The sequence below is a fragment of the Loktanella atrilutea genome (assembly GCF_900128995.1).
Classification (GTDB): domain Bacteria; phylum Pseudomonadota; class Alphaproteobacteria; order Rhodobacterales; family Rhodobacteraceae; genus Loktanella; species Loktanella atrilutea.
On record NZ_FQUE01000010.1, the window covers coordinates 87,253 to 101,696 of the forward strand.

Sequence of the window (14,444 nt, forward strand, 5' to 3'; positions counted from 1 at the left end):
GGGGCAGCGCCCCGGGACGTCGCCATGAAGCTGACCGTCTGGACATACGAAGGCCCGCCGCACGTCGGCGCCATGCGCGTCGCCACCGCGATGAAGGGGCTGCACTACGTCCTGCACGCGCCGCAGGGCGACACCTACGCCGACCTCCTCTTCACGATGATCGAGCGGCGCAACCATCGCCCGCCCGTCACCTACACGACCTTCCAGGCCCGCGACCTCGGCTCCGACACGGCGACGCTGTTCAAGACCGCCTGCCAGGACGCGGTCGACCGCTTCGACCCGCAGGCGATCATCGTCGGCGCCTCCTGTACCGCCGAACTGATCCAGGACGACCCCGCGGGTCTGGCCGAGACGATGGGTCTGACCATTCCCGTCATCGCGCTGGAATTGCCGAGCTATTCCCGCAAGGAGAACTTCGGCGCCGACGAGACCTTCTACCAGATTGTCCGCGCCCTGGCGCAGCCACAGGACCGCACGACGCGGGTGACCTGCAACATCCTCGGCCCCACGGCGCTGGGCTTTCGCAACCGCGACGATGTGGAGGAGATCACCGGCCTCTTGGCCGACCTCGGCATCGACGTAAATGTCGTAGCCCCGCTGAATGCCACGCCCGCCGGCATCGCCCGCCTGCCCGCGGCGCATTTCAATGTGCTCCTCTACCCCGAGACGGGGGAGGCCGCCGCGCGCTGGCTGGAAAAGACTTATGGCCAACCCTTCACCAAGGTCGTCCCCATTGGCGTCCGCGCCACTCGCGATTTCATCGCCGAGGTCGCTGCGATCACGGGCCTGCCGTGCAAGGTGGACGAGAGCCGCCTGCGCCTGCCGTGGTGGACCTCATCGGTCGACAGCACTTACCTGACCGGTAAGCGTGTCTTCCTCTTCGGCGACGGCACCCATGTTTGCGCCATGGCCCGCATGGCCCGCGACGAGATGGGGTTCGAGGTCGTGGGCCTCGGCTGCTACAACCGTGAACAGGCGAAGGCAGTGCGTGCGATGGCGAAGGCGCTGGGGCTCGCGGCGCTGATCACCGACGACTACCTCGACGTGGAGGCCGCCATCGCCGCCGCGTCACCCGAGATGATTATGGGCACCCAGATGGAGCGCCACATCGGCAAGCGGCTGGGCATCCCCTGCGCCGTGATCTCGGCCCCCGTCCACGTACAGGATTATCCCGCGCGCTATTCGCCGGTGATGGGGTTCGAGGGGGCGAACGTCGTCTTCGACACGCTGATCCATCCGCTGGTCATGGGGCTGGAAGAGCATCTGCTGACCATGTTCCGCGAGGATTTCGAGTTCAACGATGCGGCGGGGCCGAGCCATCATGGCGGGGCCGCGCCGGTTGCGATGCCGGATGCCTCCGGCGGGAGTATTTCGGAAAAAGTGAGGACGGAGGGTGCTTCCGAAGATTTGATGAACGGCAATGTCATCTGGCTGTCGGATGCGGAGCGGGAACTGAAGAAGATCCCGTTCTTCGTGCGTGGCAAGGCGCGGCGCAACACGGAGGCCTTTGCGGTACAAAAGGGCCTGCAGCAGATCAGCCTCGACACGTTGTACGAGGCGAAGGCCCATTATGCGCGATAGTGGTCCCGATCCCTTCCGTTTCGTGATCGTCACGCTGGACAGCCATACGGCGGGACCGGCGGCACGGGTCCGCGACCGTCTGGCGACGGATTTTCCGGGGCTCGAAATCAGCATCCATGCCGCGGCCGAATGGGGCGAGAATCCCGCAGCGCTGGCCGATGCGCAGGCTGCCGTCGCGCAGGGTGACATCATCGTCACCAACCTGCTGTTCCTTGAAGAACATACCGCCGCGATCCTGCCGTCGCTGATCGCGCGCCGGGCCGGTTGCGCCGCGATGATCAACGTCATCGCCGACAGCGAGATCGTCAAGCTGACAAAGATGGGCGATCTGGACATGCAGCGTCCGGCCTCCGGCATGATGGCATTGATGAAGAAGCTGAAGCCGCAGGCGAAGGCCAGCACCTCCGGCCAGTCCCAGATGAAGACCCTGCGCCGCCTGCCGAAGATCCTGCGGCTCATCCCCGGCCGCGCGCAGGACCTGCGCAACTGGTTCCTGTCGATGCAGTACTGGCTGGGCGGGTCGGATGAGAACATCGAGCAGATGATCCGGATGCTGGTCGGCCGCTACAGCCGGGGCCGCGGGTGGGATGGCGTGAAGGCGCGGCCGCCCGTCGACTACCCCGATTGCGGCGTTTATCACCCGGACCTGCCCGGCACCCACATCAGCGAGGATGCGGCAGACCTGCCGCGTCCCGCCACGCCCGTGGCCACCATCGGCATCCTGATGCTGCGGTCCTACATCCTGTCCTCGGACACTGCCCATTACGACGCCGTCGTGCGGGCCTTCGAGGCGCGGGGCGTGGCGGTCGTGCCCGCCTTTGCCGGCGGTCTGGATGCGACGCCCGCGATCCAGCGTTATTTTCAGGGCCGTGTCGATGCGATGGTGTCACTGACCGGCTTCAGCCTCGTCGGCGGTCCGGCCTATAACGACAGCCCCGCAGCGATCGCACTGCTGGGCGCACTCGACGTGCCCTACATCGCGGCACAGCCGCTGGAGTTCCAGACACTGGCGCAGTGGGGGGCCAGCGCACAGGGGCTCGGCCCGGTCGAAACCACGATGCTGGTCGCCCTGCCGGAGATCGACGGCGCGACGGCACCTACCGTCTTTGCCGGTCGCCACGGGGCGGAGACCTGCACCGGCTGCCCGCTGGCCTGCACCGGCGCGCCCGGCGACAAGTCCATGGCGCCTTGTCCGGAACGGATCGACGCGCTGGCGGACAAAACCCTGCGGCTGGCAATTCTGCGGCGCAAGCGCAACGCGGACAAGACCGTGGCCATCGTGCTTTTCGGCTTTCCTCCCAACGCGGGCGCGGTCGGCACCGCTGCATATCTGAGCGTCTTCGAGAGCCTGTTCAACACCCTGACCCGCATGAAGGCCGACGGCTACGACGTCGAGGTTCCGGCCAGTGTCGACGACCTGCGCAAGATGGTCCTGCAGGGCAATGCCGCGCAGTTCGGGCAGGCGGCGACTGTCGCCGCCCATGTCAGTGCCGACGACATCGTCGGCGGGACGCCCTGGCTGCGCGAGATCGAAGCGGTCTGGGGGCCCGCGCCGGGCAAGGTGCAGTCGGACGGGCGCGGGGTTTTCATCCTCGGTCAGCGCTTCGGCAAGGTCTTCGTCGGCGTGCAGCCGACCTTCGGCTACGAAGGCGACCCGATGCGCCTGCTGTTCGAGCGGGGCTTTGCGCCGACCCATGCCTTCGCCCAGTTCTACCTGTGGCTGCGCAACACCCTGCGCGCCGACGTGGTGCTGCATTTCGGCATGCATGGCGCGCTGGAGTTCATGCCGGGCAAGCAGGCGGGGCTGGGTGCGCGGGACTGGCCGGATCGGCTGATCGGCGGGATGCCCAATGTCTATCTTTACGCCGCCAACAACCCGTCCGAGGCGACGCTGGCCAAGCGCCGCAGCAACGCCGTCACGATCACGCACCTGACGCCGCCCCTGGCGCAGGCGGGGCTCTACAAGGGTCTTCTGGACCTCAAGGACAGCCTGACGCGCTGGCGCGGCATGGCGGCGAACGATCCCCAGCGGCGCGACCTGCAGGTGATGATCGTGCAGCAGGCCGAAGGGCTGGACCTGAACGCGGACGATCTGAACCGCCTGTGGCTGACCGTGCTGGAGACCGAAGGATCGCTGATCCCCGATGGCCTGCACATCGTCGGCCGCCCGATGACCGACGCCGCGCGGGCCGAGATGGTGGCGTTGATGGGCGACACTGACGCCGCCCGCGACGCGGACCGGCTGCTGCGCATAGACCACGAACTGCCCGCCCTGATGCGCGCCCTGTCGGGCCGCTTCATCGCGCCCGTCCCCGGCGGCGACCTGATGCGCAACCCCGGCATCCTGCCGACTGGGCGCAACATCCACGCCTTCGACCCGTTCCGGATGCCCACCGCCTTCGCGATGGCCGAGGGTGCGAAACAGGCCGAAGTGCTGCTGCGCACCCACCCGACGATGCCGCGCACCGTGGCGCTGGTGCTCTGGGGGTCCGACAACATCAAGTCCGACGGCGGCCCGATCGGGCAGGCGCTGGCGCTGATGGGGGCGGTCCCGCGCTTCGACAACTATGGCCGTCTGGCGGGGGCCGACCTGGTGCCGCTTCCGGTTCTGGGGCGTGCGCGCATCGACGTGGTGATGACGCTGTCCGGCATCTTCCGCGACCTGCTGCCGCTGCAGACGAAGCTGCTGGCCGAGGCCGCGCTGAAATGCGCGATGGCGGACGAGCCCGCGCATCTGAACTTCATTCGTGCCCATGCGCTGGCCCATATGGCCGAGACCGGCTGCGGGATCGAGGAGGCGGCGCTGCGCGTCTTCTCGAACGCCGAAGGGGCCTACGGGTCGAACGTGAACCAGCTGATCGACAGCTCTGCCTTTGGTGACGAGGACGAGTTGGCCGACGCCTTCGAGGCACGCAAGAGCTTTGCCTACGACGCGCGCGGCAAGGCCAGTGCCAAGGCCGGATTGCTGCAGAAGACGCTGAAGCACGTTGATCTGGCCTACCAGAACCTCGAGTCGGTGGAACTGGGCGTCACCTCGGTCGATCATTACTTCGACACGCTGGGCGGTATCGCCCGCGCGGTGAAGCGGGCCAAGGGCGGCGTCGATACGCCGGTCTACATCGGCGACCAGACCCGCGGCGGCAACAAGGTGCGGACGCTGAAGGACCAGGTCGCGCTTGAAACACGCTCGCGCAGCCTGAACCCGAAGTTCTACGAGAGCCTGCTGAAGCACGGCCACGAGGGCGTGCGCCAGATCGAGGCGCATGTGACCAACACCCTCGGTTGGTCGGCCACCACCGGGGCCGTCGACCCATGGGTCTATCAGCGGCTGTCAGAGACCTTCGTGCTGGACGCCGCGATGCGCGAGCGGCTTGCGGCGCTGAACCCGCAGGCCTCGATGCGGATGGCGAACCGGCTGCTGGAAGCCTCCGACCGGGCCTACTGGGCGCCGGATGCGGCGACGCTGGCGGCGCTGCAGGATGCTGCGGATGCGATCGAGGACCGGATGGAAGGGATTGCGGCGGAATGATCATGCTGGCGACATTCGCGACTCTGGCGGAGCGGGCAGGGGGGCCAGCCCCCCGTCCTTCGGACTCCCCCCGAGGTATTTTTGACGAGAAGAAGCAGGGGACCTGTGCCCCGACAGAAAGGAGGCTCTCATGAGCCCCAGAGACGAGATACCGAACCTGCGCGGCATGGACGGCGAAGGCTCCGTCCAGGTGCATCAGGACGAGGACGCCAGGATCGAGGGGGCGAAGGTCTTTGCCGTCTACGGCAAGGGCGGTATCGGCAAGTCGACGACGTCGTCGAACCTGTCGGCGGCCTTTTCCATGCTGGGCAAGCGCGTGCTGCAGATCGGATGCGACCCCAAGCATGACAGCACCTTCACCCTGACCGGCACCTTGGTGCCGACGGTGATCGACATCCTCAAGGACGTGGATTTCCATGCCGAGGAGCTGCGGCCCGAGGATTTCGTCTTCGAGGGTTTCAACGGTGTGAAATGCGTGGAGGCCGGCGGACCGCCCGCCGGGACGGGGTGCGGCGGTTACGTCGTGGGGCAGACGGTGAAGCTGCTGAAGCAGCATCACATGCTGGAGGACACCGACGTCGTGATCTTCGACGTGCTGGGCGACGTGGTCTGCGGCGGCTTTGCCGCCCCCCTGCAGCACGCGGACCGGGCGCTGATCGTGACGGCCAACGACTTCGACAGCATCTACGCGATGAACCGGATCATCGCCGCGGTGCAGGCGAAGTCGTCCAACTACAAGGTGCGGCTGGCCGGTTGCGTGGCGAACCGGAGCAAGGATACCGACGAGGTGGACCGCTATTGCCGCACCGTCGGCTTCAACCGGCTGGCGCATATGCCCGACCTCGACGCGATCCGGCGGAGCCGCCTGAAGAAGAAGACCCTGTTCGAGATGCCCGACGACGAGGAGGTCGTGCAGGTCCGCAAGGAATACGTCCGACTGGCCGAGACGCTGTGGAACGGCACCCTGCCGATGGCACCCGAATGCCTGCCCGACCGCGAGATCTTTGAACTGCTGGGGTTCGACTGATGTCCCACTACGCCGCCACCCGCGACCGGGTCGAGGATTACTTCGACCGCTCCGCCACCCAGGTCTGGGCGCGGCTGACCTCCGACGCGCCGGTCAGCGGCATCCGCGCGACCGTGCGGGCGGGGCGCGACCGGATGCGCGAGGTGCTGCTGGCGCAGCTGCCCGATGACCTGACCGGCGCGCGCGTGCTGGACGCGGGGTGTGGGACAGGCGCGATGAGCGCGGCCCTGGCCGAGCGAGGAGCGCATGTCGTGGGGGTCGACATCTCGCCTGCGCTGATCGAGATCGCGCGGCGGCGGATGCCGGTCGATCTGGCGGATCGGATCACCTGGGTGGCGGGCGACATGATGGAGGCGGCGAAAGGCACCTTCGATCATGCCATCGCGATGGATTCGCTGATCTATTACGGTGCGCCCGACATTGCCGCCCTGCTGGGTCGGGCCGCCCCCCGGGTCACAGGGCGCTTCGCCTTCACCCTCGCCCCCCGCACGCCGCTGCTGATGGCGATGTTCCGTGCTGGCAAGTTCTTTCCCCGCGCCGACCGCAGTCCGCAGATGGTGCCGCACACCGCCCGTGGCATCGCGCAGGCGCTGCGGGACGCCGGCGTGGGTGGTCACCTGCGCGAGGTCGAGCGCGTGACCTCGGGGTTCTACATCTCTACCGCCTATGTGTTCGAGGACGCATGATGATCATCAAGGCCAACGCGCTGAAGAAACTGTCGCTGAAGGCGCTGCCCTTCGCCGACGCCGCCAGCCCCGATCTGCCGCTGCGCCAGCTGCTGCGGCTGAGCCTGTTTCAGGTTTCCGTCGGCATGGCGAGCGTGATGCTGCTGGGCACGCTGAACCGCGTGATGATCGTGGAACTGGGCATCCCCGCGATGCTGGTCGCGCTGATGATCGCGATCCCGGTGCTGGTGGCGCCGTTCCGGGCGCTGGTCGGCTTCAAGTCCGACAACTACCGCTCCGCCATCGGGTGGAAGCGCATTCCCTACTTGTGGTTCGGCACGCTCTGGCAGTTCGGCGGCCTCGCGATCATGCCGATGGCGCTGCTGGTGCTGGCGGGCGACCGGGCGATCGACGCGGACTGGGCCGGATACCTCGGCGCGGGGCTGGCGTTCCTGATGACCGGCCTCGGCATGCACATGACCCAGACCGCGGGGCTTGCCTTGGCCGCCGACCGCGCGACCGAGGAGACGCGGCCCCGCGTCGTGGCGCTGCTTTACGTCATGCTGCTGGTCGGCATGGCGATCTCCTCCATCATCATCGGCACGCTGCTGCGCGACTATTCCGCGCTGCGGCTGGTGCAGGTGGTGCAGGGCACCGCCGTCGTCACCATGCTGCTGAACGTGACCGCCCTGTGGAAGCAAGAGCATGTGCAACCGATGAGCAAGGCCGAGCGTGACGCCGAGGGGCCGACCTTCCGCGATGCTTGGCTCGACCTGACCAAAGGCGGCGACGCCGGGCGGCTGCTGGCGGTCGTCTTCTTCGGGACGCTGGCCTTCAACATGCAGGATGTCCTGCTGGAGCCCTACGGCGGAGAGATCCTTGGCCTCTCCGTCTCTGCCACGACCCTGCTGACGGCCAGCTGGGCCTTCGGCGCGCTGGCGGGTTTCACCATGGCCGCCCGTTGGCTGGCCAGCGCAACCGATCCGATGCGGATGGCGGGACGCGGCATCCTCGCGGGGCTTGCCGCCTTCTGCTGCGTCATCTTCGCGGCCCCCATGGGCTCGACGGTGATGTTCTTCGCGGGGGCGGCCCTCATCGGCTTCGGCGGCGGCCTCTTCGGCATCGCCACCCTGACCGCCGCCATGACCATGCCCGCCGTCGGCGCCGCCGGTCGCGGACTGGCGCTGGGCGCCTGGGGGGCCGCGCAGGCCACCGGCGCGGGGCTGTCCATCTTCATCGGGGGCGCGATCCGCGACCTCGTCAACCATGCCGCCGGGAACGGCATGCTGTCCGAGGCGCTCGCCACGCCTGCCACCGGCTACTCGGTCGTCTACCACACCGAGATCGGCCTTCTTTTCCTCACCCTCATCGTCCTTGGCCCGCTGGTGCGCGCCCGGGCCATGACACCGGAAGGCACGGGCAAGCTGCAGCTGTCCGACTTCCCCACCTGAAAGGATCATTCCCATGCTAGGCGTCACCTTTTTCGGACATGTCGATCTGGCGCAGGTCGCGCTCTACCTATTCTGGGTCTTTTTCGCGGGCCTCGTGATCTATCTTCAGCGCGAGAACATGCGCGAGGGCTATCCCCTGCGCAACGACAAGGACGAGATCCCCGCGAACGAGAGCCTCTGGCCCCTGCCCAGCCCCAAGACCTTTCACCTGCGCGATGGCCGGGGCGAGCTGACGGTGCCGAGCCTCGCCTACGAGGCCGAGCATATGCGCAGCGATCTGGCACTTGCGCCCTCCGCCATGGCGACGGGTTCGCCCTGGGTGCCGACCGGAAACCCGATGATCGACGGCGTCGGCCCCGCGGCCTGGGCGCCGCGGCGCGACGTGCCGGAACTCGACGCCTTTGGCCATGCCAAGATCCGCCCGATGTCGACCCTGCCCGAATTCCACATCTCGATGGGCCGTGATCCGCGCGGCCTGCCGGTCGTCGGCGGCGACGGAGAGGTCGTGGGCCGCGTCGTCGACATGTGGGTCGACGTGCCAGAGGCGCTGATCCGCTACCTCGTCGTCGATCTGAACCCGGAAGGGTCGGGTCAGACCCGCCTCGTGCCGATGACCATGTCCCGCGTCATGTCGGACCGGGTCCGGGTGCGTGCGCTGCATGCCCACAACTGGGCGGACATTCCGTCGCCCAAGGGCGGTGACCAGATCACCCTGCTCGAGGAAGAGAAGATCATGGCCTACGTCGCCGGCGGCACGCTCTACGCGTCGGAGACGCGCGCCGGCAACGTCCTGTAACACGACCGGCGGCGTGGTCAGCCACCGCGCCGCCCCGCACGAGGGGGAAGTCACCATGCACGACGATTTCAAGTTCGAACCGGTCAGGGGCCTGCCCGAGGCCCTGCCGCGGGATGAGCACATCATCTGGCAGGGCAGCCCGGTCGCCCGCCGGCTGTGGATCGAGGCGTTCAAGGCCCGCTGGGTCGCCGGCTATTTCGGCCTGCTGGCGGTCTGGCGGTTCGGTGTGTCGGCGGCGGACACATCGATCGCGGGATCGATCGTGCTGGCCACGCCGTTCCTGATCGCCGGCGCCTTCGTGCTTGCGCTGCTCTACGGTCTGGCATGGATCCAGGCGCGGGCGACGGTCTACACGCTCACCAACAAGCGCGTCGGCATGCGGATCGGCGCCGCGCTGACCATGACGCTGAACCTGCCCTATCCCCAGATCGAGGCGGCGCAGCTCGATCTGCGGCGCGGCGGCACGGGCACGCTGGCCTTTCTGCTGCCGCGCGACACGCGGCTGTCCTACCTGATGACATGGCCTCACGTCCGGCCCGGTCACATCAACCGCACCCAGGCCGCCCTGCGCTGCATTCCTGCCGCCGCCGACGTCGCCCGGCAGTTCACCGAAGCCGCCGAGACGCGGCTGAGCCAACCCCAGATCGCAAGGCGCCCGGCTGACATGCCCCACGCCGTCGCGGCGGAGTAAGCGTGATGACCCGGACCGCCACCCGCATCCACAATTCCACGGCCGAAGAGATGGTGCCCCGCGGCCTTGTCGTCGCGATGTTCGCCCTCATGCTGGCGTCGCTGACGCTGGTCACCGTCTCTCGCCTGACCGATGCGCCGCACGCGGGTGTCGTGCCGGTCTCTCCGGTCGTCAGATCGCTGGACATCGCGCTGATCGGCGACCGCAGCGGCGCCTATGCGGCAGAGGCTGCCGACGGCACCGTGCTGGCCATGTCCGATCGGGACAAGGCCGGTTTCATCGGCGTCATGGGCCGCGTCGTCGAACGCAAGCGCGTCACCGCCGGGCTGCCGGTCGCCGACCCGGTCACCCTGCAACTGCACGAAAACGGCACCCTGTCGATCGTCGATCCGTCCACGGGAATGGACATCGCCCTGATCGGCTACGGTGACGACAACGTGGCCGCCTTCGCGCGGCTGATCGACTGAACCGAAACCCCCAGCCCTGCGGGTCAGCCACCCGCCCGGGCCAGATGTGAAAGGGAATGCACATGGGATTCTTCACGAGGACACGCGAAACCGCCCCCTGCACCGTGACGATCAGTCACCGGTTCGAGGAACTGTCGGCCCACGTCCGGTTCGACAACGGCACCACCGTCAATCCCGGCGACGAGGTGCAGGTTCAGGGACCGGAGATCATGGCCGCCTTCGGCGAACGGGTCGAGGAGAAGCGGGTGGCCGTCATCACCCGCGCCAGCAAGCTCGAGCAGATCTGGACCCGCGCCACCGGCGATTTCGAATTCATGGAACTCTGCGAATTTTCATTCAGCGAGGAGGCCCTGTCATGAACATGCATTCATCCGAAGCCGCGACCGCCGAGGAGGCCATCGCCGCACAGGAGGCCCTGCCGCCCCTGACCAACGAGGACGCGACCGCCGTCGCGATGCAGAATACCCTGCTGACCCCGCGCTTCTACACCACCGATTTCGACGAGATGGACGCCATCGACGTGACCTCGGTGCGGGGCGAATGGGATGCGCTGATCGCGCGGATGAAATCGGACCCCAACAAGGGCCATTTCAAGAAGAACGCCGACTGGGACGACGTCGACTGGGACGGGATGGAGCCGAAGCTGAAGGCGGAGTTCATCGACTTCCTGATCTCCTCCTGCACCGCCGAATTCTCGGGCTGTGTGCTCTACAAGGAGATGAAGCGCCGCGGCAGCAACCAGGACATCACCACGCTGTTCCAGCTGATGGCGCGGGACGAGGCACGTCACGCGGGTTTTATCAACGACGCCCTGCGCGAGGCAGGGATCGCCGTGAACCTCGGCTTCCTGACCCAGTCGAAGAAATACACCTACTTCAGACCAAAGTTCATCTATTACGCGACCTACCTGTCCGAGAAGATCGGCTATGCCCGCTACATCACCATCTTCCGTCACCTCGAGGCGCATCCCGAGAAGCGGTTCCACCCGATCTTCAAGTGGTTCCGCGAGTGGTGCAACGACGAGTTCAGTCATGGCGAGGCCTTTGCCCTGCTGATGAAGACCGATCCGAAACTGACCGAGAGCTTTCAGAACCGCATGTGGATCAAGTTCTTCCTGACGGCGGTCTTCGCCACCATGTGGGTCCGCGATCACCAGCGGCCCGCGTTCCATGCGGCCTTGGGTGTCGATCCGGCGTGGTATGGGCAGGAGGTGTTCCGCAAGACCTCCGAGATCACCCGTCAGGTCTTCCCCATGACGCTCGACATCGACCACCCGCGCTGGGTCCCGACGCTGAACCGGATCCAGGCCGCGAACGTCCAGATCGCCGCCGGCGAAAAGCGCGGCGGGATCGCCGGAAAGCTGGCGGCGCTGGGCGGACGCATCAAGGCGGGGGTGAACTTCATCGGCCTGCTGACGATCCCGGTGCAGCGCAACGCGGTCCCCGCCAGCCCCCGGCTGGAGCCGGTCTATTGAGCGCGGCGCTGCATCCGGGCGCGTCTCCGAATTTTCTAGAAAATTCGGTGGGGGGGCCAGCCCCCCGTCGCCATGGGCGACTCCCCCCGAGGTATTTGGGACGAGAAGAAGCATGATGGACGCGCCCTGGATCGCCGCCCTGTCGGCCGTGTTCGTCTGGTGGTTTTCTACCGGGGTGATCCTGCTGGTGGTGCGTCTGGCCGACCGGCTGGGCGGGGCGGCGCATCTGTGGGCGACACTGGCGGGCCTGCCGCTGCTGGCGGTGGGCGGTGGCCTCGTCGCGGTCTCTCTGGGCAGCCATACGGTGGGTGGCGTCTACCTGTCGTTTCTCGGGGCGCTCGCGATCTGGGGCTGGATCGAGCTGGCCTTCCTGACCGGCGCCGTCACAGGCCCGGTCCGCGAGGGCTGTCCCGCGGGCCTGACCGGCTGGGCGCGGTTCCAGCGCGCCTTCGGCACCGTGGCCTGGCACGAATTGGCATTGGTTCTGGGACTGCTGGCGCTGGTCCTGGCGTCCAAGGGGTCGGTGAACCGCATTGCGCAGGCAACCTATCTGGTGCTGTTCCTTGCCCGAATCTGCGCCAAGCTGAACCTCTATTTCGGCGTGCCGCGGATCAACACGGAATTCGTACCCCTGCGGCTGGCGCATCTGAAATCCTACTTCACCCGCGGCCCGGTGACGCTGGCCTTTCCCGTGGCCATCACCGCGCTGACCGCCCTTCTGTCCGTCTGCGCAGAGCGGTTGCTGACGACCGAGGTGCCCGCCACCGCCACGGGCTATGCACTGCTGACGGCCCTCGCGGCGCTGGCGATTCTCGAACACTGGCTGATGGTCCTGCCGCTGCCGGATGCGAAACTCTGGCGGTGGATGCTGCCCCGTACGAAACCTGTTGCAGAAAGCGAGACCCATGGATTTTGACGCCCTGTTCACCGACCAGCTCGACCAGCTCAAGCGCGAGGGCAACTACCGCTATTTCGCGGAACTGGAGCGCAAGTGCGGCAAGTTCCCGCGCGCGGGCAACTACAAGGACGGCGAGGTGCGCGACGTCACCGTCTGGTGTTCCAACGACTACCTTGGCATGGGCCAGCACCCGGCGGTGATCGCCGCGATGTGCGAGGCCGTGCAGCGCACCGGCACCGGGGCAGGGGGCACGCGCAACATATCGGGCACCAACCATGACCACCTGCTGCTGGAGGCGGAACTGGCCGACCTGCACGGCAAGGAGGCGGCACTGCTCTTCACTTCCGGTTACGTGTCGAACTGGGCGGCGCTCTCGACACTGGGCAGCCGGCTGAAGGATTGCGTGATCCTGTCGGACGCGGGCAACCACGCCAGCATGATCGAGGGCATCCGCCATTCCCGCGCGACCAAGGTGATCTGGCGCCACAACGACGTGAAGGACCTGGAGGCGAAGCTGGCCGCGCTGCCCGCCGATGTGCCCAAGATCGTCGCCTTCGAGAGCGTCTATTCCATGGACGGCGACATCGCCCCGATCCGCGCCATCGTCGATGTGGCCGAGAAATACGGCGCCATGACCTACCTCGACGAGGTCCATGCCGTCGGCCTCTACGGCCCGCGGGGCGGCGGTGTCAGTGAACAGGAAGGCGTGGCCGACCGGATCACCCTGATCGAGGGGACGCTGGGCAAGGCCTTCGGCGTGGTCGGCGGCTACATCACCGGCTCCGCCGCGCTTTGCGATTTTATCCGCAGCTTTGCCAGCGGCTTCATCTTCACCACGGCCCTGCCGCCCGCCGTTGCGGCGGCGGCGCGCACCTCGATCGCGCATCTCAAGGTGTCGGACGCGGAACGCATGCAGCAGCGCCGGCAGGTGGCGCGCCTGCGCGACGCGCTGGACCGCGCCGGCATCCCGCACATGATGAACGACAGCCATATCGTGCCCGTCATGATCAAGGACCCGGTGAAGACCCGGATGCTGGCCGACTACCTGATGCAGGAGTGGGACATCTACGTGCAGCCGATCAACTATCCCACCGTGCCCAAGGGGACGGAGCGGCTGCGCTTCACCCCCTCGCCGCTGCACACGGACGCGGACATCGACCATCTGATGGCGGCGCTGCGGACGCTCTGGCGGCAGTGCGCCCTGTCCCATGCCGTGGCATGATCACGCGGGCGTATGTCGGGGGGACTGGACGTGGCACCGCGCAGTGCTAGGTTGAACGAGGACTGGGGCAAACGGTCTACTTTGCTTTGATTTGGGAGAGAACAATGAAATTCACGACACTTGCCGCCGCCATGACGTTGCTGGCCGCGCCCGCCTTCGCAGAAAGCCACATGACGGCCACCGACACCGCCATGGCCGCACCCACGGGTGACGCCGCCGCCGGCGAGGAGCAGTTCAACAAGCAGTGCGTGGCGTGCCACGTGGTGCAGGACCCGGCGACTGACGAGGTTCTGGCGGGGCGCAATGCCAAGGTCGGTCCGAACCTCTATGGCACGATGGGCCATCAGGCCGGCGCCGTCGAAGGCTACAACTTCGGCGATTCGCTCAAGGCCTGGGGCGAGGCCGGCGGCACACTGACCGAAGAAAACTTCGTGGCCTACGTGCAGGATCCGACCGGCTTCCTGCGTGAGGTGCTGGACGACAAGCGCGCCCGTGGCAAGATGGCCTATCAGGTCCGTGACGAGGCGCAGGCCCACGACCTGTTCGCCTTCCTGTCGACATTCGGCGGCGAAGACGATGCAGCCACCGATGGTGGCGAGGCGCCGGCCGCGACCAACTGAACCGGCCTGGATGAAGACAAGGG

General features: G+C 67.1%; 13 protein-coding genes. All 13 read left to right on the forward strand.

What is annotated here, in order from left to right; translation table 11 throughout:
- Nucleotides 1-24 precede the first annotated feature (24 nt).
- The 13 genes from bchB to BUA54_RS16805 all read left to right on the forward strand — a co-directional run bounded on the left by bchB (nucleotide 25) and on the right by BUA54_RS16805 (nucleotide 14,421).
- Nucleotides 25-1,581 (forward strand): ferredoxin:protochlorophyllide reductase (ATP-dependent) subunit B, encoded by a 1,557-nt coding sequence (bchB, locus tag BUA54_RS16745; protein WP_072858412.1) that lies wholly within the window; start codon nucleotides 25-27, stop codon nucleotides 1,579-1,581.
- On the forward strand, nucleotides 1,571-5,110 hold the full coding sequence (locus BUA54_RS16750) for a magnesium chelatase subunit H (protein ID WP_072858413.1): 3,540 nt from the start codon (nucleotides 1,571-1,573) through the stop codon (nucleotides 5,108-5,110). The genes bchB and BUA54_RS16750 overlap by 11 nt, the downstream gene beginning before the upstream one ends.
- Nucleotides 5,111-5,240: 130 nt before the next feature.
- Nucleotides 5,241-6,137 carry a ferredoxin:protochlorophyllide reductase (ATP-dependent) iron-sulfur ATP-binding protein gene (bchL, locus tag BUA54_RS16755; RefSeq protein WP_072858414.1) on the forward strand — a complete coding sequence of 299 codons (897 nt, stop codon included), beginning with the start codon at nucleotides 5,241-5,243 and terminating at the stop codon, nucleotides 6,135-6,137.
- A complete protein-coding gene (gene bchM / locus BUA54_RS16760) occupies nucleotides 6,137-6,823 on the forward strand; it encodes a magnesium protoporphyrin IX methyltransferase (protein WP_072858415.1) in 687 nt (228 codons plus the stop codon). The genes bchL and bchM overlap by 1 nt, the downstream gene beginning before the upstream one ends.
- Entirely contained in the window at nucleotides 6,823-8,253 is a 1,431-nt protein-coding gene (locus BUA54_RS16765) for a PucC family protein (protein WP_072858416.1), read from the forward strand. The genes bchM and BUA54_RS16765 overlap by 1 nt, the downstream gene beginning before the upstream one ends.
- A 13-nt stretch (nucleotides 8,254-8,266) precedes the next feature.
- Complete coding sequence (gene puhA / locus BUA54_RS16770) at nucleotides 8,267-9,049, forward strand: photosynthetic reaction center subunit H (protein ID WP_072858417.1); 783 nt, start codon at nucleotides 8,267-8,269, stop codon at nucleotides 9,047-9,049.
- A 55-nt stretch (nucleotides 9,050-9,104) separates the two neighbouring features.
- Entirely contained in the window at nucleotides 9,105-9,740 is a 636-nt protein-coding gene (gene puhB, locus BUA54_RS16775) for a photosynthetic complex putative assembly protein PuhB (RefSeq protein WP_072858468.1), read from the forward strand.
- Between the two features lie 5 nt (nucleotides 9,741-9,745).
- A complete protein-coding gene (gene puhC / locus BUA54_RS16780) occupies nucleotides 9,746-10,207 on the forward strand; it encodes a photosynthetic complex assembly protein PuhC (RefSeq protein WP_072858418.1) in 462 nt (153 codons plus the stop codon).
- 62 nt (nucleotides 10,208-10,269) lie between these two features.
- Nucleotides 10,270-10,566 carry a hypothetical protein gene (locus BUA54_RS16785; RefSeq protein WP_178352773.1) on the forward strand — a complete coding sequence of 99 codons (297 nt, stop codon included), beginning with the start codon at nucleotides 10,270-10,272 and terminating at the stop codon, nucleotides 10,564-10,566.
- A complete protein-coding gene (acsF, locus tag BUA54_RS16790) occupies nucleotides 10,563-11,681 on the forward strand; it encodes a magnesium-protoporphyrin IX monomethyl ester (oxidative) cyclase (RefSeq protein ID WP_072858419.1) in 1,119 nt (372 codons plus the stop codon). The genes BUA54_RS16785 and acsF overlap by 4 nt, the downstream gene beginning before the upstream one ends.
- Before the next feature lie 115 nt (nucleotides 11,682-11,796).
- Nucleotides 11,797-12,597, forward strand: coding sequence for a putative photosynthetic complex assembly protein PuhE (gene puhE, locus BUA54_RS16795; RefSeq protein WP_072858420.1), 801 nt, complete (start codon nucleotides 11,797-11,799; stop codon nucleotides 12,595-12,597).
- On the forward strand, nucleotides 12,587-13,801 hold the full coding sequence (gene hemA, locus BUA54_RS16800; RefSeq protein WP_072858421.1) for a 5-aminolevulinate synthase: 1,215 nt from the start codon (nucleotides 12,587-12,589) through the stop codon (nucleotides 13,799-13,801). Before puhE ends, hemA begins: the two co-directional genes overlap by 11 nt.
- A 104-nt stretch (nucleotides 13,802-13,905) precedes the next feature.
- The gene (locus tag BUA54_RS16805; RefSeq protein ID WP_072858422.1) at nucleotides 13,906-14,421 is read left to right on the forward strand and encodes a c-type cytochrome; all 516 of its coding nucleotides are present in this window, start codon (nucleotides 13,906-13,908) and stop codon (nucleotides 14,419-14,421) included.
- Nucleotides 14,422-14,444: the final 23 nt, after the last annotated feature.